The 24553-nt window shown below is 58.5% G+C and carries 20 protein-coding genes, 1 tRNA gene and 1 pseudogene; 5 read left to right on the forward strand and 17 right to left on the reverse strand.

Annotated features, from left to right (window positions below; genetic code table 11):
* Positions 1-41: 41 nt before the first annotated feature.
* Both BMZ10_RS24725 and BMZ10_RS24730 read right to left on the reverse strand, forming a co-directional pair.
* Positions 42-809 (reverse strand): class II aldolase/adducin family protein, encoded by a 768-nt coding sequence (locus BMZ10_RS24725; protein ID WP_093468633.1) that lies wholly within the window; start codon positions 807-809, stop codon positions 42-44.
* A 32-nt stretch (positions 810-841) separates the two neighbouring features.
* A complete protein-coding gene (locus BMZ10_RS24730; protein WP_093468636.1) occupies positions 842-1885 on the reverse strand; it encodes an ABC transporter substrate-binding protein in 1044 nt (347 codons plus the stop codon).
* A gap of 374 nt (positions 1886-2259) precedes the next feature.
* Between BMZ10_RS24730 and BMZ10_RS24735 the strand changes: the two genes are divergently transcribed.
* Positions 2260-2880 carry a helix-turn-helix domain-containing protein gene (locus tag BMZ10_RS24735; RefSeq protein WP_093468639.1) on the forward strand — a complete coding sequence of 207 codons (621 nt, stop codon included), beginning with the start codon at positions 2260-2262 and terminating at the stop codon, positions 2878-2880.
* A 150-nt stretch (positions 2881-3030) separates the two neighbouring features.
* Positions 3031-3942, forward strand: coding sequence for a polyphosphate kinase 2 (gene ppk2, locus BMZ10_RS24740; protein WP_093468642.1), 912 nt, complete (start codon positions 3031-3033; stop codon positions 3940-3942).
* An 18-nt stretch (positions 3943-3960) separates the two neighbouring features.
* On the opposite strand, the gene BMZ10_RS24745 is transcribed toward ppk2, so the two are convergent.
* The 7 genes and pseudogenes from BMZ10_RS24745 to rpsU all read right to left on the reverse strand — a co-directional run bounded on the left by BMZ10_RS24745 (position 3961) and on the right by rpsU (position 13550).
* Positions 3961-5007, reverse strand: a complete 1047-nt coding sequence (locus tag BMZ10_RS24745; RefSeq protein WP_093468645.1) for an FUSC family protein — start codon at positions 5005-5007, stop codon at positions 3961-3963.
* 34 nt (positions 5008-5041) lie between these two features.
* A complete protein-coding gene (locus tag BMZ10_RS24750; RefSeq protein ID WP_177182216.1) occupies positions 5042-5617 on the reverse strand; it encodes a YniB family protein in 576 nt (191 codons plus the stop codon).
* A 108-nt stretch (positions 5618-5725) separates the two neighbouring features.
* Positions 5726-5802: transfer RNA gene (locus BMZ10_RS24755), tRNA-Ile, on the reverse strand.
* A 16-nt stretch (positions 5803-5818) separates the two neighbouring features.
* A pseudogene (locus tag BMZ10_RS24760) lies at positions 5819-8761 on the reverse strand (EAL domain-containing protein); the annotation flags it as partial.
* 438 nt (positions 8762-9199) lie between these two features.
* Positions 9200-11047 (reverse strand): RNA polymerase sigma factor RpoD, encoded by a 1848-nt coding sequence (gene rpoD, locus BMZ10_RS24765; RefSeq protein WP_093468653.1) that lies wholly within the window; start codon positions 11045-11047, stop codon positions 9200-9202.
* 67 nt (positions 11048-11114) lie between these two features.
* A complete protein-coding gene (gene dnaG / locus BMZ10_RS24770; RefSeq protein ID WP_093468656.1) occupies positions 11115-13088 on the reverse strand; it encodes a DNA primase in 1974 nt (657 codons plus the stop codon).
* Positions 13089-13334: 246 nt separating this feature from the next.
* Positions 13335-13550, reverse strand: coding sequence for a 30S ribosomal protein S21 (gene rpsU, locus BMZ10_RS24775; RefSeq protein WP_002551877.1), 216 nt, complete (start codon positions 13548-13550; stop codon positions 13335-13337).
* A 196-nt stretch (positions 13551-13746) separates the two neighbouring features.
* Between rpsU and tsaD the strand changes: the two genes are divergently transcribed.
* Positions 13747-14772, forward strand: a complete 1026-nt coding sequence (gene tsaD / locus BMZ10_RS24780) for a tRNA (adenosine(37)-N6)-threonylcarbamoyltransferase complex transferase subunit TsaD (protein ID WP_093468830.1) — start codon at positions 13747-13749, stop codon at positions 14770-14772.
* Positions 14773-14827: 55 nt separating this feature from the next.
* Here the strand turns inward: tsaD and plsY are convergent, their stop codons facing one another.
* Positions 14828-15397 carry a glycerol-3-phosphate 1-O-acyltransferase PlsY gene (plsY, locus tag BMZ10_RS24785; protein WP_177182217.1) on the reverse strand — a complete coding sequence of 190 codons (570 nt, stop codon included), beginning with the start codon at positions 15395-15397 and terminating at the stop codon, positions 14828-14830.
* A gap of 74 nt (positions 15398-15471) precedes the next feature.
* Between plsY and folB the strand changes: the two genes are divergently transcribed.
* Positions 15472-15825 (forward strand): dihydroneopterin aldolase, encoded by a 354-nt coding sequence (gene folB, locus BMZ10_RS24790; protein ID WP_093468661.1) that lies wholly within the window; start codon positions 15472-15474, stop codon positions 15823-15825.
* Positions 15816-16349: a 2-amino-4-hydroxy-6-hydroxymethyldihydropteridine diphosphokinase gene (gene folK, locus BMZ10_RS24795; RefSeq protein WP_093468664.1), complete on the forward strand. Its 534-nt coding sequence runs from the start codon at positions 15816-15818 to the stop codon at positions 16347-16349. The genes folB and folK overlap by 10 nt, the downstream gene beginning before the upstream one ends.
* A 90-nt stretch (positions 16350-16439) precedes the next feature.
* Here folK and BMZ10_RS24800 read toward each other — a convergent pair whose 3' ends face one another.
* The 7 genes from BMZ10_RS24800 to apaG form a co-directional block, all read right to left on the reverse strand.
* Entirely contained in the window at positions 16440-17669 is a 1230-nt protein-coding gene (locus BMZ10_RS24800; RefSeq protein WP_093468667.1) for a multifunctional CCA addition/repair protein, read from the reverse strand.
* Positions 17670-17739: 70 nt separating this feature from the next.
* Entirely contained in the window at positions 17740-19302 is a 1563-nt protein-coding gene (locus tag BMZ10_RS24805) for a SpoVR family protein (protein ID WP_093468669.1), read from the reverse strand.
* Positions 19299-20570: a YeaH/YhbH family protein gene (locus tag BMZ10_RS24810; RefSeq protein ID WP_093468671.1), complete on the reverse strand. Its 1272-nt coding sequence runs from the start codon at positions 20568-20570 to the stop codon at positions 19299-19301. The genes BMZ10_RS24805 and BMZ10_RS24810 overlap by 4 nt, the downstream gene beginning before the upstream one ends.
* Before the next feature lie 117 nt (positions 20571-20687).
* Positions 20688-22610, reverse strand: coding sequence for a PrkA family serine protein kinase (locus tag BMZ10_RS24815; protein ID WP_062385212.1), 1923 nt, complete (start codon positions 22608-22610; stop codon positions 20688-20690).
* A 288-nt stretch (positions 22611-22898) separates the two neighbouring features.
* On the reverse strand, positions 22899-23219 hold the full coding sequence (gene glpE / locus BMZ10_RS24820; protein WP_093468674.1) for a thiosulfate sulfurtransferase GlpE: 321 nt from the start codon (positions 23217-23219) through the stop codon (positions 22899-22901).
* Between the two features lie 56 nt (positions 23220-23275).
* Positions 23276-24157, reverse strand: a complete 882-nt coding sequence (locus tag BMZ10_RS24825) for a symmetrical bis(5'-nucleosyl)-tetraphosphatase (RefSeq protein ID WP_093468677.1) — start codon at positions 24155-24157, stop codon at positions 23276-23278.
* A complete protein-coding gene (gene apaG / locus BMZ10_RS24830; RefSeq protein ID WP_093468680.1) occupies positions 24157-24537 on the reverse strand; it encodes a Co2+/Mg2+ efflux protein ApaG in 381 nt (126 codons plus the stop codon). Before apaG ends, BMZ10_RS24825 begins: the two co-directional genes overlap by 1 nt.
* Positions 24538-24553: the final 16 nt, after the last annotated feature.

Raw genomic sequence — 24553 nt, forward strand, 5'->3', positions numbered from 1 at the left:
AGTCTCCGTAGGTAAGCGGGCAATCTTAACCGCTTCCCTCCTCAGTTTTTGTAGTCCGGTGCCACTCGATCGAGTAATCGCAGCAATGCCGCCCAGGCAAAGTTGACCGCGTCCGGATCGCTCAACTCGCCCTGCGCGACATCCTGCCCGGGTTCGTTGAATTGCCGTTCGGTGCGCCGACACACTTCATCGGGCGGATAGCGCAAAGCACCGCCCGCTTGTGCGGCGATCTGGATTTCGCATGCCTTCTCCAGGTAATACATGCGCAAAAACGCTTGTTTGACGCTGTCGCCGACTGTCAGCAAGCCGTGATTGCGCAGGATCATGACCGAGCTGTCGCCAAGATCGGCGACAAGGCGCTGCTGCTCGCTGAAATCCAGCGCGATGCCTTCGTAATCGTGGTACCCGACGCGCCCGTAGAACTCCAGCGAAATCTGATTGACCGGCAACAGCCCGCTTTCCTGCGCTGCCACCGCGCACCCCGCCTTGGTGTGCGTATGCAACACGCACTGCGCATCGTCCCGCGCCCTATGGATAGCGCTGTGGATAACGAACCCGGCCGGGTTGACCGGAAATTCCGAGGCTTGCACCTTGTTGCCGTCCAGGTCGATTTTCACCAGGTTCGACGCGGTGATTTCCTCGAAGAACAGCCCATACGGGTTGATCAGGAAGTGATGTTCGGGGCCTGGAATGCGCAGAGAAATGTGCGTCGATATCAGGTCGGTCATTTTGTAGTGAGCAACCAGTCGATAGCAGGCAGCCAGTTCTTGCCTGAGCTGCCATTCCTGCGGGCTGTACGGGTGAGTCATTATTCCTCCGAAAGGTTGTTCAGGCGGCCGGTTCAGCGGGCCAGCCAGGCGTTCAGGCGTTCTTCCAGCTCTTCGCCGTGATCGACCCAGAACTCAATATTCAGCGGCACTGCGACGGCCATGTTCTGTGGCGACGTTGGAATCCACGGGGCTTTGGCCGGGTCAAGCTTGTCGCTGAGCGCCTTGTTCGTCACGCCATACGCGATGGCCTGGGAGAACGCCTGCTGCGGCGCTTGCCCGTTGGCATAAGTGATGAACGCGTTGGCCGCGGCCTTGTTTTTCGAGCCTTTGACGATGGTCCAGTAATCCATGCTGTACAGCGAGCCTTTCCAGATAGGCGCGACTTTCAGGCCTTCGCTCGCGGCAACGGCGCCGCGACCGCTGAAGGTCGTCGTCATGACCACGTCGCCAGAAGCAAGCCACTGCATCGGCTGCGATCCGGCTTCCCACCATTGAATGTATGGCTTGAGTTTATCCAACTTGGCGAACGCACGATCGACACCCGCCGGCGTGTTCAGCACTTTATAAATGTCCGCAGCCGGAACGCCGTCCGCCAGCAGGGCATATTCGAGGGTGTACATCGCGCCTTTGCGCAGGCCGCGTTTGCCGGGGTACTTCTCGGTGTCCCAGAAGTCCGCCCAACTGCCCGGTACGGTTTTGACCTTGTCGGTGGCATAGACCAGCGGCATGCCCCACACCAGCGCAGCCGAACCGCACTCCTGTTGCGAACCTTCGATCAGTTGCTGGCCGGCCGCAAGCGCGGGCCATTCGAGCTTTTCGAAAAGGCCTTCCGCGCAACCGCGCTCAAGGTCCGGGGCCTCGACCTGCACGACGTCCCAGTCGGCATGACCGGTTTCGGCCATTACTTTGATCTTGGCCATTTCCCCGTTGTATTCGGTCTGCACCACGCCGACGCCAGCCTTTTTCGAGAAAGGCTCGAAGATCGTCGAATTCTGGATTTTCTGCGCCGCACCGCCGAAGCCGACGATGACCAGGTTCTGCGCCGCCATGGCTGACAGAGGTGTGAGCATCAACAACGCGCATGCAATCTTCAGGTTCTTACTGTTCATCAACATTTTCCTTTGGCCGTCGGGCTCTTTTTCGAGAGCCAAAGGGGCACGCAGGCACGCCCTTGGCTGCACAGGGGTAAACGGATAGAAACAGGCAATGGTTGAAATACGGGGAAGCTGGAGCTGGTTGCCATGACGCGTTCTTCGGCGTGCGATGGCGAGTTTCTTTATCGTTGTCGCCTCGGCATGACGTGCGGGCTTGTCCAGAGACTAATCCAGCGTTGGTGAAAAAAGAAGACAGGAATGATCATTTTGTGAAAAAAACAGACAGAATTTCACTACTGGTTAAAAACACGTGCCACGCGTTGATTCTTTTTCCAGCCAGCCGCTTACACTTCACGCTGCTACGTGCATCCAGCAGACCGTTACCGAGGTAGATGATGAGTAAAGGAGTTACCCGCGACAGCGCCAGGAAGGCGAGCACGTCCGCGCAAGATGCACCTGCTGGCGAGAGTTTTCTGGGCGAGCGGATCCGCGGGTTGCGCAAGCGTCAGGGCCTGACCCTGGCAGAGCTGGCGCAGCGCAGCCAGTTGTCGGTGGGTTATATCAGCCAGCTCGAGCGGGACCTGTCCCGCCCCTCGGTGGATACGCTGCTGAAAATCGGCCGTTGTCTGGGCGTCAACATACAGTGGTTTTTTTCGACCAAATCCGACGTCAGCGAGGCCGATGCCGGTTATGTCGTGCGCAGGGAAAGCCGGCAGAACATCCACTACGATGACGGCATCCATGATCAATTGCTCACGCCCAGTCCGAGCGGTCAGATCGAGATGGTTCACTCGCGCTTCCCGCCCGGTGCCTACAACCGCACCAGTTACACCCATGAAGGTGAGGAAGTCGGCTATGTCCTGACGGGGACCTTCGAGCTGTGGGTGGGCGAGCGGCATTTCCTGCTCGGTGAGGGCGACAGCTTCCGCTTTGCCAGTCACGAGCCGCATCGCTATGGAAATCCAGGCGAGACCGATGCAGTGGTCCTTTGGGTCATCACGCCGCCGACTTACTGAGGCATGCACGTCGACATGGCGTCCATCGTCGGAGAGCATAGATCGAGCCCGTAGGACTTTTCTCTGCTGTCATCGCCCTGTCATTCAGCTGTCACCCCCAGCATGTCTAAATCGGCCCCTGACCCTCTGAATCCACGCCGGGAGCCTGCCATGACTCTGGATTTATCCGAAACAGCCCGCTACATCCACGCCGACATTCTCGACAGTTTCGACGAAGAGCTGGAGATGGAATACGACGACGCCCGTCTGGACGGCCTGCTTTCCGATCTGGGGGAAGAGGTGCCGAAGGGCATTGATCGGCGGGTGTATTTTCGCGAATTGCTGCGGTTGCAGGGCGAACTGGTCAAGCTGCAGGATTGGGTCGTCAGCCAGAAGCTCAAGGTGGTGGTGCTGTTTGAAGGACGTGACGCGGCCGGAAAGGGTGGTGCCATCAAGCGCATCACGCAACGCCTCAATCCACGGGTGTGCCGTGTCGCTGCGTTGACTGCGCCCAGCGAGCGCGAACGCACGCAATGGTACTTTCAGCGCTATGTGTCGCATCTGCCGGCGGCGGGTGAAATGGTGCTGTTCGATCGCAGCTGGTACAACCGCGCCGGTGTCGAGCGGGTCATGGGTTTCTGCAACAACGAAGAATACGAAGAGTTCTTCCGCACCGTTCCCGAGTTCGAAAAGATGCTGGTGCGCTCGGGCATCATCCTCATCAAGTACTGGTTTTCCATCACCGACGACGAGCAATATCGTCGCTTCCTGATGCGCATCCACGACCCGCTGAAACAGTGGAAGCTCTCGCCGATGGACCTGGAGTCGCGCCGTCGCTGGGAGGATTACACGCGCGCCAAGGAAGAGATGCTCACCCGTTCGCACACCGACGTCGCGCCTTGGTGGATCGTGGAAGCCGATGACAAGAAGCGCGCGCGACTGAATTGCATTCATCACTTGCTGCAGCAGATCCCGCGCGGCGATGTGGAGTCGCCGCAAGTGGTCCTGCCGGAGCGGGAATACAACGCCAACTATCTGCGCGCACCTGTGCCGCGTGAAATGGTCGTGCCCTCGGTTTATTGAAGCAGTGGCAGGCGAAGGTCAGATCTTCCAGGCCTTCGCGGTTTTTGCCAGCCGTTGCTGCAGGGCTTCGAGATTGAGCGTGAACTGCCGTGTCATCAATTGATAACCCAGCACATCGGGGGATGCGGTCGGGATGTCCGGACCGACGGCCAGGGTTTCGGTAGGCCGCTCCAGGCGCTCGGTCGCGCCGGTCTGCAGCGCGCGAGCCATGCCGATCAACAGACGCCTGATCCTGCGGTGTTCAGCGGACAGGCCCGCACTGCCCACATCCGCCGGGCGAAGGTTGGACAGAATCTCCAGTGTGCTCAGGCACATGCGGAAATGCCCCTGAATGGCGTCCAGCTCCACCATCGATATCTTCACTTCCTTGGAAACCGACGGCATGAGCGAACGCAGTTGCAGCATCGTTGCGTTCAGGCGCGCCGTCAGTTTCACGTGATCGTCGGCGGCGATCGATTGCCCGCTGGCGATCCGGTCATAGGCCTTGGCACAGCCGCGCAGTCCACTCGCCAAGTTGTATCGCCAGGAGTACACCGCGTACAACGGCAGCGCGAAGGAGAAGGCCAGCGCAAGCGCGATGCCGATCAGGATATCCACCGTGCGCCACAGCCCGTCGGTAATCGGGTTGTCGCCGTGGCCTGCAACGATGAACAGCGTGATCGCCGAGAGCAGCGCCGTGTACCCACCTTTGCCGATGGCGTGATAGGCGAAGAACCCGCAAATCAGCGACATCAGCACGTAAGTGAGCAGCGGCATGCCCAGATAACTTTCTTGCGCCACCACCGCCAGCCCGAGCGCTGCGCCGATCAGTGTGCCGTAAGCCCGCTCGACCGATTTCTTGCCGATATTGCCGTGGTGCTGCAGGCCACCGATCACGATCAACATCGTCACCGACGCCCACTCGCCGTGAGGCAGATGAATCCCCGTTGTCAGCAAGATCGACACCAGCAGACCCACCACGATACGGCCCGCGTGAATGTATCGCGCGTGCCGATAACGGCGGTACGGGTCCAGGAGTGGACGCAGGAGACGGCGCAACCAGGCGGGAAGGGAAGGTTTATTCATGGGGTTACAGACCCTCCGCCTCGCGAATATATCCTCAGGTCAGCCCGGAAACTTTGGTCAGATAGGCCGCCAGGTAGGTCGTCGCCAATCCCATCAGGAGCATGCCGGCGGGACGCTCCCACCAGTTCTTTACTTCGCCGGGCGGCATTTGCAGCGTCAGCACTGTAACACTGGCCGGCTCATTGATGACCGTGGTGGCCTGATCCTGCGGGAGCATGGAGCGCAACCACAGCTCGTCCCGGGCTTTTTTCCGGATAGCGGCAATGTCTGCCGACAGCTGTTTCCCACACCTGCGGATGTAGCTGCCAGTCGCCACGATCACCATGATTCCGAAAAACATGAGCGTTTCCACGCTGAACGGCTGATAGACATTCACGCGGGGCGTCGCGTCCCAGAGCAGTTGCAGAAAACGCGTGTTTTCGTAGGCGATCAGGCAGATATCCTGAAGCGCGTAGCCAAGTCTGGAGAGGAAGCTGGCCTTGAGTTGCTCACCAAAATCGTAGATGAACAGCACCAGGAACATCGCCAGTTGAATCACACCCACCAGCATCACGGCCAGCCCCGACCACTTCATGCGTGATGCTTTCTTTATCGCTTCTAAAACCGTCATGTCGTCCCTCTTCCTTTTGAAAATTCGGTATTTCCGCATCCTGCGAGTGATCAGGGTCGATGGCTTCCTCGGCAATAAAAAAGCCGCGCAAAGCGCGGCTTTTGAAGGTGGTGGGCCCACACGGACTCGAACCGTGGACCAAAGGATTATGAGTCCTCTGCTCTAACCAACTGAGCTATAGGCCCTCAGTCAGGCGGCGGATTATAACGACGGTTTCCGTGCTGTGCTATCCGAAAAGTCCGAAACTGTCATACGAAGAAACGTCGCGCAAAATTCCTCTGGACGCAGCGGCAGGCTGACGATGTAGCCCTGAATCTGTTCGCAGCCTTCGTCGGCGAGGAATTGCTGCTGTTCGAGGTTCTCCACGCCCTCGGCGATGACCGTCAGCTGCATGCTGCGGCCCAGCGCGATGATGGCCCGCACGATGGCGGCATCGTGTTGATCGTCAGGTAGCCCGCGAACGAACGACTGGTCGATTTTGAGGATGTCCAGCGGCAGCCGTTTGAGGTAACTGAGCGACGAGTAGCCTGTCCCAAAGTCATCGATCGCCAGCTGAACGCCGAGTTTTTTCAGGCGATGCAGCACCGACAGCGCCTCCTCGGTCTGGGTCATGATGAAGTTTTCGGTGATCTCCAATTGCAGGCAGCCTGGCTGCAGGCTGTATTCGGTCAGCAACTGCTCGATGCGGTTGACCAGATTAGGCTGACGCAACTGAGCGCCGGCGAGGTTCACCGACAGCGGACCGAACACGTCGTACAGCTGATTCCACTGATGCATCTGCTGACAGGCTTTCTCCAGCACCCACTCGCCGATCTGCAGGATCATGCCGTTTTCCTCTGCCAGAGGAATGAATCGCTCCGGTGGGACTTCTCCGAATGTCGGGTGGCTCCAGCGGATCAACGCTTCTGCGCCGACCAGCCGCTGCGTAAGAAGGCTGATCTTTGGCTGGTAGGACAAGGTCAACTCGTCGCGTTCTATGGCGCGGCGCAGCTCGTGCTCCAGTGCGATGCGCTCACTGGCCTGTGCCGTCAGGTCGCGCGTATAGCTCTCGACACGGTTTCGCCCTTTGGCTTTCGAGCGGTACATCGCCGCGTCAGCATTTTTGATCAGCGTGGGGACGTCGGCGCCGTCGCTCGGGAACATTGCCGTGCCGATACTGGTGCTGATGAAAAACTCATGTTCGCCTGCCTGGAAAGGCGCGGAGAAGCTGTTCAGCAGTTTCGTCGCGATGGCCTCGGCGTCGCTGGCGGCTTGCAAGCCTGGCAGCAGGATGATGAATTCGTCGCCACCCAGACGCGCCACGGTGTCGATGTCGCGCAGGTTTTCCTTCAGGCGTTGCGCAATCCCTTTGAGGAGCAAGTCGCCGACCGGGTGTCCGAGGCTGTCGTTGATGTGCTTGAACCGGTCAAGGTCGAGAAACAGCACGGCGCCAAGGCTGCCGGCTTCCTTGCAGTGAGTGAGCGCCGCGTGCAGGCGGCTTTCGAACAGCGTGCGGTTGGGCAGGCCGGTCAAAGGGTCGTGATGCGCCTGATAGTCCAGCCGCGCCTGAGCTTGTTTGAGGCTGGAGATATCGGCGAACACCGCGACGAAGTGCGTGATGAATTTGTCGCGATTGCGCACGGCGCTGATGGTCAGCCAGCTCGGATAGATTTCACCGTTCTTGCGGCGGTTGCTGATCTCGCCCTGCCAGTGGCCTTCGGCCGTAAGCTGATACCACATGGCCGCGTAGAACGCGCTGTCATGCAGGCCGGAAGCCAGCAAGCGAGGCGTTTCGCCAATGGCTTCACCCTCGCTGTAACCTGTGATTTCGCTGAAAGCCCGGTTCACTGCGTTGATGCGCTGGCGCGTATCAGTGATCAGAACGCCTTCGGCCGTACTTTCGAACACAGTGGCCGCCAGTTGCAGTTTTTCCTGCATCTGATGGCGCTCGGTGATGTCCCGCGCGATGGTCAGCATGCAGTCTTCGCCACCAATGGGCAGCGGTCGTGAGGATATTTCGCACAGCCGGATCTGACCGTCCCTGCGCCGGATGTGGCTGGTGAAATCCTTCACGAAGCCGTCGCGATTGATCTGTTCCAGCAGTTGCTGACGCTCGTTGAGATCGACCCAGATGCCGAGGTCCAGCGTGGTGCGGTCGAGCGAGAGGGAGCTGTGATACCCGGTGATGCGACTGAAGCCGTCGTTGATTTCCACGAGCAGGCCATCGCTTTGTCGAGAGATCAGCAAGCCATCCGGCGAGGAATGGAAAGCCTTGGCAAATTTCTCCTCGGACATCTGCAGCTGTTGCTGCGCCTCCTTGAGCGGCGTGATGTCACGCACCACGAGGACGACGGCGGGCGTGGAATCCAGATCGAACGGTTCGGCGGACAACAGCCCTGTGAAGGTTCGGCCATCGTGACGACGAAAGGGCATCTCCAGGTTGCGAATGCTGCCTTTCTGCAAGCGCTGCAACAGGCTCGGACCGATGTCGGGAATGCCCCAGATATCCAGCTCCGACGGTGTGCGCCCGACGACCTGATCGGGCGACAGCCCCATTTGCTCGACGAATGCCCGGTTGGCTTCAAGGAAACAACCGTCGGACAGACGTGCGATGACCAGAATGTCCGGGCACTGCGCGAACACCGATGCGAATTTTCCTTCAGACAGGCGTAACGCTTCTTCGGTCTGTTTGGCTTCGCTGATGTCGATCATCAACCCGCGCATCACCGGCTCGCGGCCGTAAGCGATCATGCTGACGATGTCACGAACCCAGACCACACGGCCCTCGGCGCTCATGACGCGGTAATCGATGCTGTGATCATTCCCCTGAGTGATCGCGCGCTCGCAGTAGGCCTGGGCGTAGTCGATGTCATCAGGATGCACGATGCTGCGCCAGAAACCGGGCTTGAGCCACTGATGCAGTGGGTAGCCCAGCAAATTCTCGGCGTGTGGCGAAACGTAGTTGTAGGAATAGTCGTGGGTGTTGGCCTCCCACGCGATAGCTGAAAGACTTTCGATCATGCCGCGGTAGTGATACTCGCTGCTGCGGAGCTCTTGCTCGAGCGCAATGCGTCTGGAAATTTCCGAACTGAGGCGCCGGTTGATGCGCACGACCACGGCCAGCACCGTCGATAACAGCAGTAACCCCGGTAGACCGAATAGGAGGAATTCACGCCAAAGCTCGGCGGGTTCCGAAGGGGAGGGTGGCGTCAATGCAGTTGCGTCTGTCTGCTGCAAGCCCGTGGCGTCCAGGCGCGCACTGTCTTCTACCGCAAAGAGATGACCGATTGCCGGCTCCTGCAGTGCTCCATCACTCAAGACATGTTCAAAAGCTGGCGACGTGACTTCTACCGCCCTTCCTGGCGCTTCCCGTGTGTCTTGCCAGGCACCCTGCTCTGCGGAAAGAGCTTGGGCATCAGCTGACGTGGTCCCCACCAAACACACGAAAACAATGGCCGGCATCCAAAACATGGCAGCCTCAGTAATCCCGTTGAGAATGGGACGAGTGTAGCTGCGCCGAACGAAGGTGGCACACTGCCGGAATGTTATTCCTTAAAACGCAAAACCCCCGGCAGTGCCGGGGGTCTTGTTATGACGCGAGGCTTACTCGTCCAGGAACGAACGCAGGTGTTCGCTTCGGGTCGGGTGACGCAGCTTGCGCAGCGCTTTCGCTTCGATCTGACGAATACGCTCACGGGTTACATCGAACTGCTTACCGACTTCCTCAAGGGTGTGGTCAGTATTCATGTCGATGCCGAAACGCATGCGCAGGACCTTCGCTTCGCGGGCGGTGAGGCCCGACAATACTTCGCGAGTGGCTTCCTTGAGGCTCTCAACCGTGGCGACATCGATAGGCGACTGCATGGTCGAGTCTTCGATGAAGTCACCCAGATGCGAGTCTTCGTCGTCGCCGATCGGGGTTTCCATGGAGATCGGCTCTTTCGCGATCTTCAATACCTTGCGGATCTTGTCCTCAGGCATTTCCATGCGCTCGCCCAGCTCTTCCGGCGTCGGTTCACGACCCATTTCCTGCAACATCTGGCGGGAAATGCGGTTGAGCTTGTTGATCGTCTCGATCATGTGCACCGGAATACGGATGGTGCGGGCCTGGTCGGCGATCGAGCGAGTGATCGCCTGACGGATCCACCAGGTGGCATAAGTCGAGAACTTGTAACCACGACGGTATTCGAACTTGTCCACCGCCTTCATCAGGCCGATGTTGCCTTCCTGAATCAGATCGAGGAACTGCAGACCCCGGTTGGTGTACTTTTTGGCGATCGAGATCACCAGACGCAGGTTCGCCTCAACCATCTCTTTCTTCGCACGACGGGCCTTGGCCTCGCCGATCGACATGCGACGGTTGATGTCCTTGATTTCGAGGACGGTCAGGCCGGTTTCTTCTTCCAGCGCGGTCAGCTTCTGCTGGCAACGCTGAATGTCGGCCTGCAGGCGACCGATGGCTTCGGCATATTTGCTCTTGCCCTTGGCCAGTGCGTCGGTCCAGCTCTGGTCGACTTCATTGCCTGGGAACTGGCGAAGGAAGTCGGCGCGCGGCATGCGTGCATCACGCACACACAGCTGCATGATGGCGCGTTCCTGTGCACGCAGACGCTCCAGGGCGCTGCGGACACGCTCGACCAGACCTTCAAACTGTTTAGGAACCAGTTTGATCGGCATGAACAGGTCGGCGAGGGCCAACAGTTCTTCATTGGCCTGCTTGCTGCCACGACCATGCTTTTTCAGAGCCTTGAGCGTGATCGCCATCTGATCCGACACGGCACCGAAGCGCTGCGCTGCAACGACTGGATCGGGACCGCTTTCGGCCTCTTCCTCGTCGTCACCATCAGATTCTTCTTCATCGTCGTCCGCGACGTCGGCGGCCTTGTCGGCTTTCTGGTCGAGCGGCGGCGGCACTTCGGCAGGCGGCGCAATGCCGTCGTCCGGGTCGATGTAACCGCTCAGGACGTCAGACAGGCGGCCACCTTCGGTGGTAACGCGAGTGTATTCAGAGAGAATATGCTCGACCGTGCCAGGGAAGTGCGCGATGGCGCCCATCACTTCACGGATGCCTTCCTCGATACGCTTGGCGATTTCGATTTCGCCTTCACGCGTCAGAAGCTCGACCGTACCCATTTCACGCATGTACATGCGCACCGGGTCGGTTGTGCGACCGATATCGGTTTCGACTGCCGCCAACGCTGCGGCTGCTTCTTCAGCGGCCGCTTCGTCGGTGTCGGCTTCGGCCAACAGAAGGGCGTCCGCATCCGGAGCACTCTCGAATACGTTGATCCCCATGTCGTTGATCATGCGGATGATGTCTTCCACCTGTTCCGGATCTGAAATATCCTCCGGCAGGTGGTCGTTGACCTCCGCGTAAGTCAGGTAACCCTGCTCACGACCGCGGCTGATCAACTCTTTGAGGCGAGACTGCTGTTGCGCTTTTCCGGACATAACACCCTATCCACTGAAGGTCTTGGCGGGCAAAAAACAAGCCGAGGATTATACCCGAGCTAGGACCTCACGCGCCAGTTGAGGTCGGGGTTTGTGCAGGAACATTGCGATTTAACAGGTTGAGCAGCTGAACTTTTTCTTCAGCACTGAGCCCTGACTGCCGTTCCTTTCTGATCAATTGGTCCAGGTGTCGCTCGCGTTGGCGTGCGGACAAACTAGTTATAGTGTCGAAAAACTGTTGTTCAAGGTTATCGGCCGAGATCAACCATTCCTTTTCCGCCAGTTGTCGTAATAATCGCCCTTGATCGGTGCCATGCCAGCGCGCGATCAATTGCATGGACCGCAGCTTCGGATTTTTCTGTGTCGCATCGATCAGAGCGACCAGAAGCTGCGAGTACACATTCTCTTCGTCCGCAAAATTACTCGCATTCGCCACCCGGGCCGACAGTTCCGGGTGATGAAGCAGTGTCCGGAGCGCTGTCAGTGTCGGCGGCTCAACGGTTGCGGGCGTGCGCGGGGTGCGGGGCTCGAAATCGGGACGCTTGCCGTTCTTGTCCCACTTCTTGCCTTTGTCCCACGGCTTCTTGTCCCATTTTTTCTGCTGGCCGCCCGGTGATTTGGGCGTCCATTCCTGCTGTTGTGGCTCGTACGCATCGTGCGGCTGGTAATCGCTGTAATCGGGAACCGAGTCGTAATCGAAACCCGGGTCGTACGCCGGCGGCGCTTCTGCCGGTGCGTTCTGCACCAACTGATTAACGGCCGCAGTGTCCAGGCCTGTAATTTCTTTCAGGCGACGGCGCATCAGTTCGCGCAGATTGGCGCCCGGCACTTTTTCGATCAGCGGCGCGGCCAGTGTCACCATGTGCGCCTTGCCTTCCAGGGAGCGCGGGTCGGCTTCCTTGGTCAGTTGCTCGAAAAAATAATCGGCCAGTGGCTGCGCGTGCTGGTTGATCCTGGCCTTGAACGCATCGGTGCCTTCTGACCGCACCAGTGTGTCCGGGTCCTCGCCTTCCGGCAGAAACAGAAATCGGGCCCGGCGTCCGTCTTGCAGGCTGGACAACGTTGCTTCCAGCGCGCGCCATGCAGCATTGCGGCCGGCCTGGTCGCCGTCGAAGCAGAACAGCACACTCGGCACGACACGAAACAGGCGCTTCAAATGTTCTTCACTGGTCGCCGTACCCAGCGTTGCCACGGCATTGCGCAGGCCTTGTTGGGCCAGGGCAATGACATCCATGTAGCCTTCGACGACGATGATCTCGTCCAGATTCCGATTATGTTTACGGGCTTCGAACAGGCCGTACAGTTCCTGTCCTTTATGAAACACCGGTGTTTCGGGAGAGTTCAGGTATTTTGGCTTGTCGTCGCCGAGCACGCGTCCGCCAAAGGCAATGACCCGACCACGGCTATCGCGAATAGGGAACATCACCCGATCGCGGAAGCGGTCATACCGTTTGCCGGTTTCGGCGTTTTCGATCAGCAGCCCGGCATCGATCATCGCCTTTTGCTGAAGGGTGTCGCTGCTCAGGTGCTTGTAGAGGTTGTCCCAGCCCGGCGGTGCGAAACCCAGACCGAAATCGCGGGCAATCTCGCCTGACAGGCCGCGGCCTTTCAGGTAGTCCACCGCTGACTTGCGCGTCGGGTGGCTTTTCAGTGCAGCCCGGTAAAACTCGGCCGCGGCTGTGAGTAATGGGTAAAGCGGCGAATCGGTAGGTTGTCTGGGCTTTTGCCCTTTGACGCCCTGTTCGCGAGGCACTTCCATGCCTGCCGCTTTCGCCAGGTCCTCGACCGCCTGAGGGAATTCCAGGTTGTCGTGGTCCATGATGAAGCCGAGGGCATTGCCGCCCGCGCCGCAGCCAAAGCAGTAGTAGAACTGTTTGTCAGGGCTGACACTGAACGACGGTGTCTTTTCCTTGTGGAAAGGACAGCAGGCACTGAAATTCTTGCCGGTCTTCTTTAATTGAACGCGCGAGCTGACAACATCGACAATGTCGGTGCGGTTCAGGAGGTCGTCAATAAAACCTTGGGGAATCAGTCCGGCCATGGCGTTCTCATCATCAGGCGCCCCGCCAGAAAGATCGTGGCGAATCCAAAGCGTAACGACGGTTGCGTGGTCAGTGTAGACGGGTCAACGCGGCCTGGTTCAGGCTGGAAGAGTTCGACGGGGTTTGTCTGGGTCGCATCTGCGGCTTCGACAGCCTCTGTCTGTACAGCGTGAGGCTAAAACTGCAACTGCCGGCAGCCCGGCTTTGGGGCCGGGCGAGGCAGAAGCTTGCGACGGACGTCTGTATTAATACAGACGAACGGCGCGGCGCTGTTCGCGCTGAACTTTCTTGGCGTGACGCTTAACAGCAGCAGCTGCTTTACGCTTACGCTCGGAAGTCGGCTTCTCGTAAAATTCGCGGCTACGAACTTCAGCCAGAACACCGGCTTTTTCGCAGGAGCGCTTGAAACGACGCAGAGCTACGTCGAAGGGTTCGTTCTCTTTAACTTTGACGGCTGGCATCCAGAGCTACCTTCATTCATTACCGGGGTCAACGCCTCGTGCAACGCTTGCACTAAGTACGTCGGTTTTTAAGGGTTGCGGATGTTAACCCCTCGCCGCGCGGAATGCAAAGCCTCTGATCGAAAACCACTGGTCGCAGGCATGAGCGGCGACTATTATGCGCGCCTTCGAATTTGGCCTCTACAAGGCGTACCCCATGTTAGTACTGGGATTGGAAACCTCCTGCGATGAAACCGGCGTGGCGCTGTACGACAGCGAGCGCGGGCTTCTCGCCGATGCACTGTTCAGTCAGATCGACCTGCACCGCGTCTATGGCGGCGTGGTGCCGGAGCTTGCTTCTCGCGATCACGTCAAACGCATGCTGCCCTTGATTCGTCAGGTGCTGGCGGAGGCCGACTGCGCCGTGACCGAGATCGATGCCATTGCCTACACGGCAGGCCCGGGGCTTGTCGGCGCGCTGCTGGTCGGGGCTTCCTGTGCCCAGGCGCTGGCGTTTGCCTGGGACATTCCGGCGCTGGGCGTGCACCACATGGAAGGCCATCTGCTGGCGCCGATGCTGGAAGAACATCCGCCCGAGTTTCCGTTCGTCGCTTTGTTGGTTTCCGGCGGTCATACGCAGCTGGTGCGTGTCGACGGAATCGGTCTTTACGAGCTGCTTGGCGAAACGCTGGACGATGCTGCCGGCGAGGCGTTCGACAAGACCGCCAAAATGATGGGGCTCAATTATCCCGGCGGGCCTGAGATTTCCCGGCTGGCGCAAAGCGGCGTCGAAGGTCGCTTCGTCTTTCCACGCCCGATGACCGATCGTCCAGGCCTGGATTTCAGCTTCAGCGGCCTGAAAACCTTCGCGCTCAATACCTGGCAGCAGTGTCAGAGCGCTGGAGACGACGGCGAACAAACCCGTTGCGACATCTCGCTGGCCTTCCAACAGGCGGTGGTGGAGACTTTGACGATCAAGTGCAAACGCGCGCTGAAACAGACTGGCCTCAAGCGTCTGGTGATCGCCGGTGGCGTGAGTGCCAACAAGGCGCTGCGGCATTCGCTTGAGCAGATGTTGAGCGGTTTGGGCGGCAATGTTTACTACGCACGGCCTGAGTTCTGTACCGATAATGGCGCGATGATCGCGTTCGCAGGTTGCCAGCGTTTGCAGGCCGGGCAGAAGGAAGGCCTGGCGATCAGCGTGCAGGCGCGGTGGCCGATGGAGCAATTGCCGGGGCTGTAATACGGCAATCCTGGTCTGCAAAGAGGCTCGCATGAGCCTCTTTTATGTTGGGGATTCAGAAATGCCGTTCGCGCCCGGCAAACAGGTCGCGTAAATTGCCCCGGTGGCGCCAGATGATCAACAGCGTCAGAACGCTCATCGGCACCAGCGCGTGGGGTTCCTGCCAGGCCAGAAGCGGCAAGGTCAGGGGCGTTGCGATGAGCGATGCGAGGGAACTGGTGCGAGTCAGGTAGAACGTCAGCAGCCATGCAACGATTGCCAGTAACGCAGCGGGCGGATACAGGCCGAGCAACATCCCGGCGGCAGTGGCAACGCCTTTGCCGCCCCGGAAGCGGAAATAGAGCGGGAACAGGTGGCCCAGCACCGCGCACACGCCGATCCAGGCCTGCAGGCGAGGGTCGAGCCCTGCCCAGTTGGCGATCAGCACCGGAATCAGTCCTTTGCAGACGTCGCCGATCAGGGTCAGGATAGCGAGCTTCTTGCCTGCCAGGCGCAGCATGTTGGTCGCGCCGGCGTTGCCCGAGCCGCTGGCACGCGGGTCTGGTTTGCCGGTCATGCGGCTAAGCAGGATGGCAAAGGACAGTGAGCCGAGCAGGTAGGCGAGGATCGCCAATGACCAAAACATGCTAACCATTCCGGGCGGGGATGCCTTGATTCTAACGGCGCATCGCGCCCTTGTCGTGCAACGGAGAGAGAGGCTTGGACAGAGTTTTCATTGAGGGTCTGGAGGTCGATACGGTGATCGGCGCCTACGATTGGGAACGTGGCATTCGCCAGGTCCTGCGTCTGGACCTGAGTTTTGCCTGGGACAATCGGCCTGCCGCGGCGGATGATGACCTGAGCAAAGCGCTCGACTACGCCAGCGTGTCCGCACGCATTCAGGCCTTTGCCGAAGCGTCCAGCTTTGAGCTGGTCGAAACGTTTGCCGAACGCCTGGCCGAGGTGTTGATGGGCGAGTTCAATATTCCCTGGTTGCACCTCAAACTGACCAAGCCGGGAGCCGTGCCAGCGGCCAAAGGCGTGGGTGTGGAGATCGAGCGCGGATGTCGCTGACACGGATTTTCCTGGGCCTGGGCAGCAATATCGACCGCGAGCAACATCTGTGCGCAGGGCTTGACGCGCTTGCGGGATTTCTGACCGATATGAGCTGCTCGCCAGTGTTCGAAAGCCATCCGGTCGGCATCAAGAGCGGCCCTTTTTTCAATCTTGTGGTGTCGGCGCTGACCGATCTGCCCGTGATCGAGCTGGATCGCCGGCTGAAATTCATCGAAGCCGATAACGGCCGTTATGCCCCGGATCGTAAAGGGCTGCCGCTGGACATCGATGTGCTGCTCTATGACGAACACGTTGGCAATTTCGATGGCCTGGTCTTGCCCCGTGCCGAAATTCTGAAGAATGCGTTCGTGCTATGGCCTCTTTCGCTGATCGCCCCTGAGCGTCTGCACCCGGGTGTCGGCATCGCGTTTTCTCAACTCTGGCAGGACGCGCAGATTGATCAGAAGCTCTGGCCGGTGGGCTTTGAGTGGCGGGGTCAGCAGCTGACGCCGGATTCTCTTTTGCGGACTGACGACCTGTAGAAGTGAGCGTGCTCGCGATTGCGGTGTAACTGACACACCGCATCGCGACCCTTGCAAATCTGGATGGCTCCTACAGGAATCGCATTCGCTTCAAGCCTGATACGACGCCTTGTACACCTTCAGCGTATCCAGCCGCTCGCGCTTGAGCGCCTCGCCCAGTTCCTGCCCTTGGTATCCTTTATCCAGCAACGGCTGGACCGCCACCTGGCGGGCGGCTTCGGCAGCTCCGCGCAAATATTCGGCCTGTGGATAACTGCGATCCTCAAACCCTTTGCGACCGCGTGCGTCCATCTCGCAGGCGACAACAAACTCTTCAAAGCGCTGAGGCCGGCGATACACGTCGAAGCTCTGCAACAGATCCAGCAATGTCGAGGGTTTGAGCTCCAGCGCGCGGTGCCCGTGGGTGTGATACTGGCCGACCAGCAATGCCAGTTCCTGACACTCCTTCGGCACCTTGAAGCGCAGATTCACGGCTTTGATCGACTTCAGGCCTTTCTGTTCATGGGCGATGTGGCGAGGCCATTCTTCCTCCGGCGTCAGCGCTTTGCCCACGTCATGGAGCAGGCAAGCCCAGCGGACACTGAGCGGCTGGTGATACAGCGATGCCTGATGCAGCACGCTGAGCACATGCAACCCTGTGTCGACTTCGGGGTGATGAGCTTCCGGCTGAGGCACGCCAAACAGTGCATCGACCTCTGGCATCAGCACTTTCAATGCTCCGCATTCACGCAGCACCTCGATGAACACCTGCGGCTCGCGCTCCATCAGCGCCCGGGAAATTTCCTTCCAGCTGCGCTCGGGTGTCAGAGACTCAAGTTCTCCGGATGCGCTCAGCTGTCGCATCAGTTCAAGGGTTTCCGGCGCTATGGTGAAGCCATCGGGAGCATAGCGGGCAGCAAAACGCGCCACACGAAGCACTCGGAGAGGATCTTCGGCGAACGCCGGCGATACGTGGCGCAATATCCGCGCTTCAAGGTCCCGCTGGCCGTGATAGGGGTCGGTGAGATGACCCTCTTTGTCTTCGGCAATGGCGTTGATGGTGAGGTCGCGGCGGATAAGGTCTTCTTCAAGCGTGACCTCGGGATCGGCATGAAAAACAAAGCCGCCATAGCCGCGCCCGGTCTTGCGTTCGGTACGGGCCAGTGCGTATTCCTCGCCGGTCAGCGGGTGCAGGAAGACCGGAAAGTCTGTACCGATCGGACGATAACCCTTGATCAGCATTTCATCTGCGGTCGCGCCCACCACTACCCAATCGGTGTCGGCAACCGGTTTACCAAGCAGGCGATCACGAACCGCGCCGCCGACTTTATAGATCTGCATAAAAAACCTCCGTAAGCGCGACAGGATAAACCTTAAGTTGCGCCTGCGGAGGTGGAAAAAGCGTTATCGCCTAAAGGTGTACGACGGCCAGGTCGAGCCTGGGATATTCACCGTCAGCGTGTTCGCTTCTGGGCGGTACGTGATGAGTCTTCATGATCTGATCGCCCTGCAGCGTTTCCAGATGAATATCAAAGCCCCACAAGCGATGCAGATGCTTGAGCACTTCGTCGGTGGAGTCGCCCAGCGGTTTACGGTCATGTTGCTGATGGCGCAGGGTCAGTGAGCGATCACCGCGACGGTCGATGCTGTAGATCTGCACGTTGGGTTCGCGGTTGCCCAAGTTGTACTGAGCGGCCAGGGTTTCTCGAATGATTCGGTAGCCGGTCTCGTCGTGAATGGCCGGGACAAGTAAATCGTCCTTCTGATCGTCGTCCAGAATGCTGAACAGTTTCAAATCCCGGATCACCTTGGGCGACAAGTACTGCAGGATGAAGCTCTCATCCTTGAAGCTGCTCATCGCAAACTTCACCGCAGTCAGCCAGTCGGTACCTGCCAGTTCCGGGAACCAGCGACGGTCCTCCTCGGTAGGGTGCTCGCACATCCGCCGAATGTCCTGATACATGGCAAACCCGAGAGTGTAGGGATTTATGCCGCTGTAGTAAGGACTGTCGAAGCCTGGCTGAAACACGACGCTGGTGTGGGATTGCAGAAACTCGAGCATGAATCCGTCAGTCACCAGGCCTTCGTCGTACAGATCATTCATCAAGGTGTAGTGCCAGAACGTCGCCCAGCCTTCATTCATCACTTGAGTCTGACGCTGCGGGTAAAAATACTGGGCGATCTTGCGCACGATTCGCACAACTTCACGCTGCCATGGCTCCAGCAGTGGCGCATGTTTTTCGATGAAGTAAAGGATGTTTTCCTGGGGTTCTGCAGGGAAGCGCGCGTTGTCTTCCTTGTCGTTCTTGCTGGCGCTCTTGGGAATGGTGCGCCACAGATCATTGATCTGCTTTTGCAGGTGCTCTTCGCGGTCTTTTTGTCGGCGACGTTCCTCTTCAGCCGAAATCGGATAGGGGCGCTTGTAGCGATCGACGCCGTAGTTCATCAGGGCGTGACAGGAGTCGAGCAGATCCTCCACGGCATCGATACCGTGGCGCTCCTCGCATTGCATGATGTACTGCTTGGCGAACACCAGGTAATCGATGATGGAGCTGGCATCTGTCCAGGTCCGGAACAGATAGTTGCCCTTGAAGAAGCTGTTATGGCCGTAGCATGCGTGCGCGACGACCAATGCCTGCATGCAGATGGTGTTTTCTTCCATCAGATATGCGATGCAAGGATCGGAGTTAATGACGATCTCGTACGCCAGACCCATCTGGCCGCGCGAGTAGGATTTCTCCGTGCTCAGGAAGTGTTTGCCGTAGGACCAATGGTGATAGCCCAGCGGCATGCCGACCGACGCATAGGCGTCCATCATCTGCTCGGCGGTGATCACCTCGATCTGGTTGGGATAGGTATCCAGGGCGTAACGCTCGGCGATGCGGCTGATTTCCCGGTCGTACGCCTGGATCAGTTCGAATGTCCACTCGGAACCCGTGGAAAGGGGTTGGCGCTTCTGCTCTCTAGCGGTCATGTCACTAACCTGCGCTGGAAGAGTTCACGGAATACCGGATAGATATCACCGGCAGAGACCAGCTGTTGCTGGGCGAACGTGTCGGCAAACGCTTCGCCGATGCGCTCGTATTCGAACCACAGCGCCTGATGCTCGCGCGGGGTAATTTCGACGTAAGTGTAGTACTGCACGAACGGCATGATCTGCTTGATCAGAATATCGCGGCAGATGGGGGAGTCATCGTTCCAGTTGTCTCCGTCAGAAGCCTGGGCGGCGTAGATGTTCCACTCGTTGGTCGGGTAGCGCTCGGCCATGATCTCCTGCATCAACTTCAATGCGCTGGACACGATGGTGCCGCCGGTTTCACGCGAATAGAAAAACTCTTCCTCGTCGACCTCGCGGGCGCTGGTGTGATGGCGGATAAACACCACTTCGATCTTGTCGTAATTCCGTTTGAGAAACAGGTACAGCAGGATGAAGAAACGCTTGGCGATATCTTTGGTGGCTTGAGTCATCGACCCCGAGACGTCCATCAGGCAAAACATGACCGCCTTGGAGCTCGGGTTGGGCTGCTTGACCAGCAGGTTGTATTTGAGGTCGAAGGTGTCCAGATAAGGCACACGCTTGATGCGCGCCTGCAAGCGCTGGGCTTCGACTTCCAATTCCTGAATGTCGCCGAAGTTGTCTGGTTCTTCGCGCTTGAGACGCTCGAGTTCGGCCAGCACTTCCCGGAGCTTGGCGCGGCTGCTGCCTGACAGCGCGATGCGGCGGGCATGAGCCGAACGCAAGGTACGAATGATGTTGATACGAGAGGGATTGCCCTCGTTGCTGATGCCGGCACGCACTGTCTTGAACGTGTCGGTTCCGGTCAGGTTGCGTTTGACCAGGTTGGGAAGTTCGAGGTCTTCGAACATGAACTCGAGGAATTCTTCCTGGGTGATCTGAAACACGAACTCATCCATGCCTTCGCCGGAGTTGCTCGCCTTGCCAGGCCCTTTGCCACCGCCACCGCCCTGCGGCCGGGCAATATGCTCGCCAGTGGTGAATTCCTTGTTGCCGGGATGGACGACGGTCTGCTTGCCGCCGCGGCCATGGTGAAGCACCGGTTCGTCGATATCGCGCCCCGGAATACTGATCTGCTCGCCATGCTCCATATCGGTTATCGAGCGGCGGCTGACTGCTTCTTCTACTGCTTTTTTGATGTGGTCACGGTAACGACGCAGAAAGCGCTGCCGATTTACCGTGCTCTTGTTCTTGCCATTGAGACGTCGGTCGATCACATAGCTCATCTGGAGCCCTCCGGGCAGCTGCAAGTAGAAAACAGCTGCAAGCCGCAAGCTAAACGGGTCGAACTCGAGGGCTGCCCCGTTCAGCTTGCCGCTTGAAGCTTGTAGCTTACCGCTGCGTTACTGGGACTTCCGGACACGCAGATACCACTCGGACAGCAGTCGTACCTGTTTGTCGGTGTAACCGCGCTCGACCATGCGGGTAACAAAGTCGTTGTGTTTCTGTTGGTCCTCTTTACTTGCTTTGGCGTTGAAGCTGATAACCGGCAGCAGGTCCTCGGTGTTGGAGAACATTTTCTTCTCGATCACCACGCGCAGCTTCTCGTAGCTGAGCCAGGTCGGATTCTTGCCATTGTTATTGGCGCGGGCACGCAACACGAAGTTGACGATCTCGTTTCGGAAATCCTTCGGATTGCTGATGCCAGCCGGTTTCTCGATCTTCTCCAGCTCCTCGTTGAGGGCAACGCGGTTGAGGATTTCGCCCGTTTCGGGATCCCGGTATTCCTGATCCTGAATCCAGAAGTCCGCGTACAGCACGTAGCGATCGAAGATGTTCTGACCGTATTCGCTATACGATTCCAGGTAAGCGGTTTGGATCTCTTTGCCGATGAACTCGATGTAACGCGGCGCGAGGTATTCCTTGATGAACCGCAGGTAGCGCTCGCGGGTTTCAGCCTGGAATTGTTCCTGCTCGATCTGCTGCTCCAGCACATAAAGCAGATGGACCGGGTTCGCGGCGACTTCATGCGGATCGAAGTTGAAGACCTTCGACAGAATCTTGAAAGCGAAACGCGTCGACAGGCCATTCATGCCTTCGTCCACACCCGCGCTGTCGCGGTACTCCTGAATCGACTTGGCTTTCGGATCGGTGTCCTTCAGGTTTTCGCCGTCGTAGACCCTCATCTTCGAATAGATATTCGAGTTTTCGGGCTCTTTGAGTCGTGACAACACGGTGAACTGCGCCAGCATTTTCAACGTGTCGGGCGCGCAGTGCGCTTTGGCCAGGGAGCTGTTGAACAGCAATTTGTCGTAAATCTTGATCTCGTCGCTGACCCGCAGGCAGTAAGGCACCTTCACGATGTAGATCCGGTCGATGAAGGCTTCGTTGTTCTTGTTGTTGCGGAAGCTGTGCCATTCCGATTCGTTGGAGTGGGCCAGCAAAATACCGGTGAAAGGAATCGCGCCCAGGCCTTCGGTACTGTTGTAGTTACCTTCCTGAGTAGCGGTGAGCAGAGGGTGCAAGACTTTGATCGGCGCCTTGAACATCTCCACGAATTCCATCAGGCCCTGGTTGGCCCGGCACAGCGCGCCAGAGTAGCTGTAAGCGTCGGCGTCGTTCTGTGGGTATTCCTCGAGTTTGCGAATGTCGACTTTACCGACCAGTGCAGAGATGTCCTGGTTGTTCTCGTCGCCCGGCTCGGTCTTGGCAACGGCGATCTGATTGAGGATCGATGGATAGAGTTTCACTACCTTGAACTGGCTGATGTCGCCGCCGAACTCGGCCAGACGTTTAGTCGCCCATGGCGACATGATGGTGTTGAGGTATCTGCGCGGGATGCCGTAGTCCTCTTCGAGGATCGTCCCGTCTTCGGTGGGTTTGAACAGGCCCAAAGGCGATTCGAAAACCGGGGAGCCCTTGATGGCGTAGAAAGGTATTTTTTCAACAAGCTGTTTGAGTTTTTCAGCCAGGGACGACTTGCCGCCGCCTACAGGGCCGAGCAGGTAAAGGATCTGTTTCTTCTCTTCCAGGCCTTGGGCAGCGTGGCGGAAGTACGAGACGATTTGCTCGATGCAGTCCTCCATGCCATGGAAATCCTCGAACGCCGGATAGCGCCGAATGACCTTGTTGGAGAAGATTCTGGACAGCCTGGAGTTGGTCGATGTGTCGAACAACTCAGGCTCGCCGATGGCCATCAGAAGACGTTCTGCGGCTGAGGCGTATGCACTGCGATCGGTTTTGCAGAGCTCCAAGTACTCCTGTAGCGAGAGCTCTTCCTGGCGTGTCGATTCAAAGCGTTGTTGGAAGTGGCTAAAAATACTCATGACGTCACCTCGCTCGATACGTGGAGCCGGCGGCGGATCGTCAGTCGATGCTGGCTGGCAACTGATTACTCAGCGGCCATTTACCCCCCAAACACCATAAAAGTAGCTACCGATGACCCACGCGCCGGTGTACCGGCTCTCCCCTGATTCGGATGGCCTGAGGCTAAGGATAGTTCGGATTCGCACACAGAAAGAAGGAATGCGTGTGAACAGAGGCGGACCGTTCGTCAGATGGGGGCGCGAGCCCGCGTAGCACGCGGGATAGCGCCTCGAAAAAATATTTTTCGATCAGCCTTGCGCGGTTTCAGTCGGAAAAGTGTTTTTCCACAGCTCGAAACCACCATCCATGCTGTAGACCTCGGAGAAGCCCTGACCTACAAGATAGGCCGCTGCGCTCTGGCTGGAGTTGCCGTGATAGCAGACGACGACCAACGGTTTGTCCAGGTCGGCGCCGCGGATGAAATCCGCGATGGAGTGGTTGTCCAGATGGTGCGAATCCGGAATGTGGTTGCTGGCGAATGTCTGCGCGTCGCGCACATCGACCAGTACAGCGCCTTGCTCGCGCAGGGCCTGGGCCTGCTCCGGCGGAATGCGTTTGAAGTCGGTCATGGCATAGGGCTCCTGGGCCGTCGGGTTCTCAACCGGTTGAGAACGAAAAGGGAATTCTACTGCCGAGCCGGCTGTTCGTCGCCACTGGAAGGCGCTCTGGTCGATGGCTTCTCGACATGACCGCTGTCGTCGCATTCGCAACGAATCAGTGTCCGGGTATCGACATTGAGCAGGGTCATCGCACCGCCCCATACGCATCCGGTGTCCAACGCGTAAACGCCCGGCTCGTCACATCGTCCCTCAAGCGCCGCCCAGTGACCGAAAATGATATTCAAACCCTTGGTTTTGCGGTCTTTGTGGCTGAACCATGGCGCGTAACCCGTCGGCGCGCTGTCCAGGCCTTCCTTGCTCTTGAGGTCGAGCTTGCCGTCGCTGGTGCAGAAGCGCATTCGCGTGAAGTAGTTGGTGATGACGCGCAACCGCGTCACGCCGTGCAGGTCTTTGTCCCACTTGGCCGGCTCGTTGCCGTACATGCCGTCAAGAAACGGTTCGAAGAGATTGTCGTCGCGCAGGGCTTCTTCGACTTCTTCGGCGCAACGCAGCGCTTTCTTCAACGTCCATTGCGGCGGAATGCCTGCGTGGACCAAGGCGATATCCCGTTCGGCGTCGTAGTGCATGAGCTTCTGCTGACGCAGCCAGTCGAGCAGTTCATTGGCATCCGGGGCCTCGAGGATCTCCCGCAGGGTATCGGCTTTCTTGAGCCGCTCGATGTTGCGTCCGGCAGCCAGCAAGTGCAGGTCATGATTGCCGAGCACGCAGACGATCGACTGACGCATGGCGTAGAGAAAACGCAGGGTTTCCAGCGACTGTGGGCCGCGGTTGACCAGATCGCCGACCAGCCACAGCTTGTCTTTGGCCGGATCAAACTTTACTTGCTCAAGCAGGCACTTCAGAGGATCCAGGCAACCCTGCAAGTCGCCAACAGCGTATACCGCCATCAGTGAAGGGCCCCCGGCACCGCCAGCCGGAACGGGGCAATGATGGCGTCGAAGCGTTTACCGTCTTCTGCCAGCATCTGGTAGCTGCCCTGCATGTTGCCCACCTGCGTGGTCATGACGGTTCCGCTGCTGTAGGTATGGCTCTGTCCGGCCTGAATCAGCGGCTGTTGACCGACTACGCCCTCGCCGCGAACTTCTTCGACATGGCCGTCACCGTCGGTGATGACCCAGTGACGCGACAGCAACTTGGCCGCGATCTCGCCGCTATTGTGCACGGTAACGGTGTAGGCGAAAGCGAAGCGGTTTTGCTCAGGCTGCGATTGTTCGGCAAGGAAGCGGGTGACGACGCTGACGTCGACCTGATAACGGGGATCAGACATGCAAGAGGCCTTAAAA

Source organism: Pseudomonas sp. NFR16, from assembly GCF_900108875.1.
Lineage (GTDB): Bacteria > Pseudomonadota > Gammaproteobacteria > Pseudomonadales > Pseudomonadaceae > Aquipseudomonas.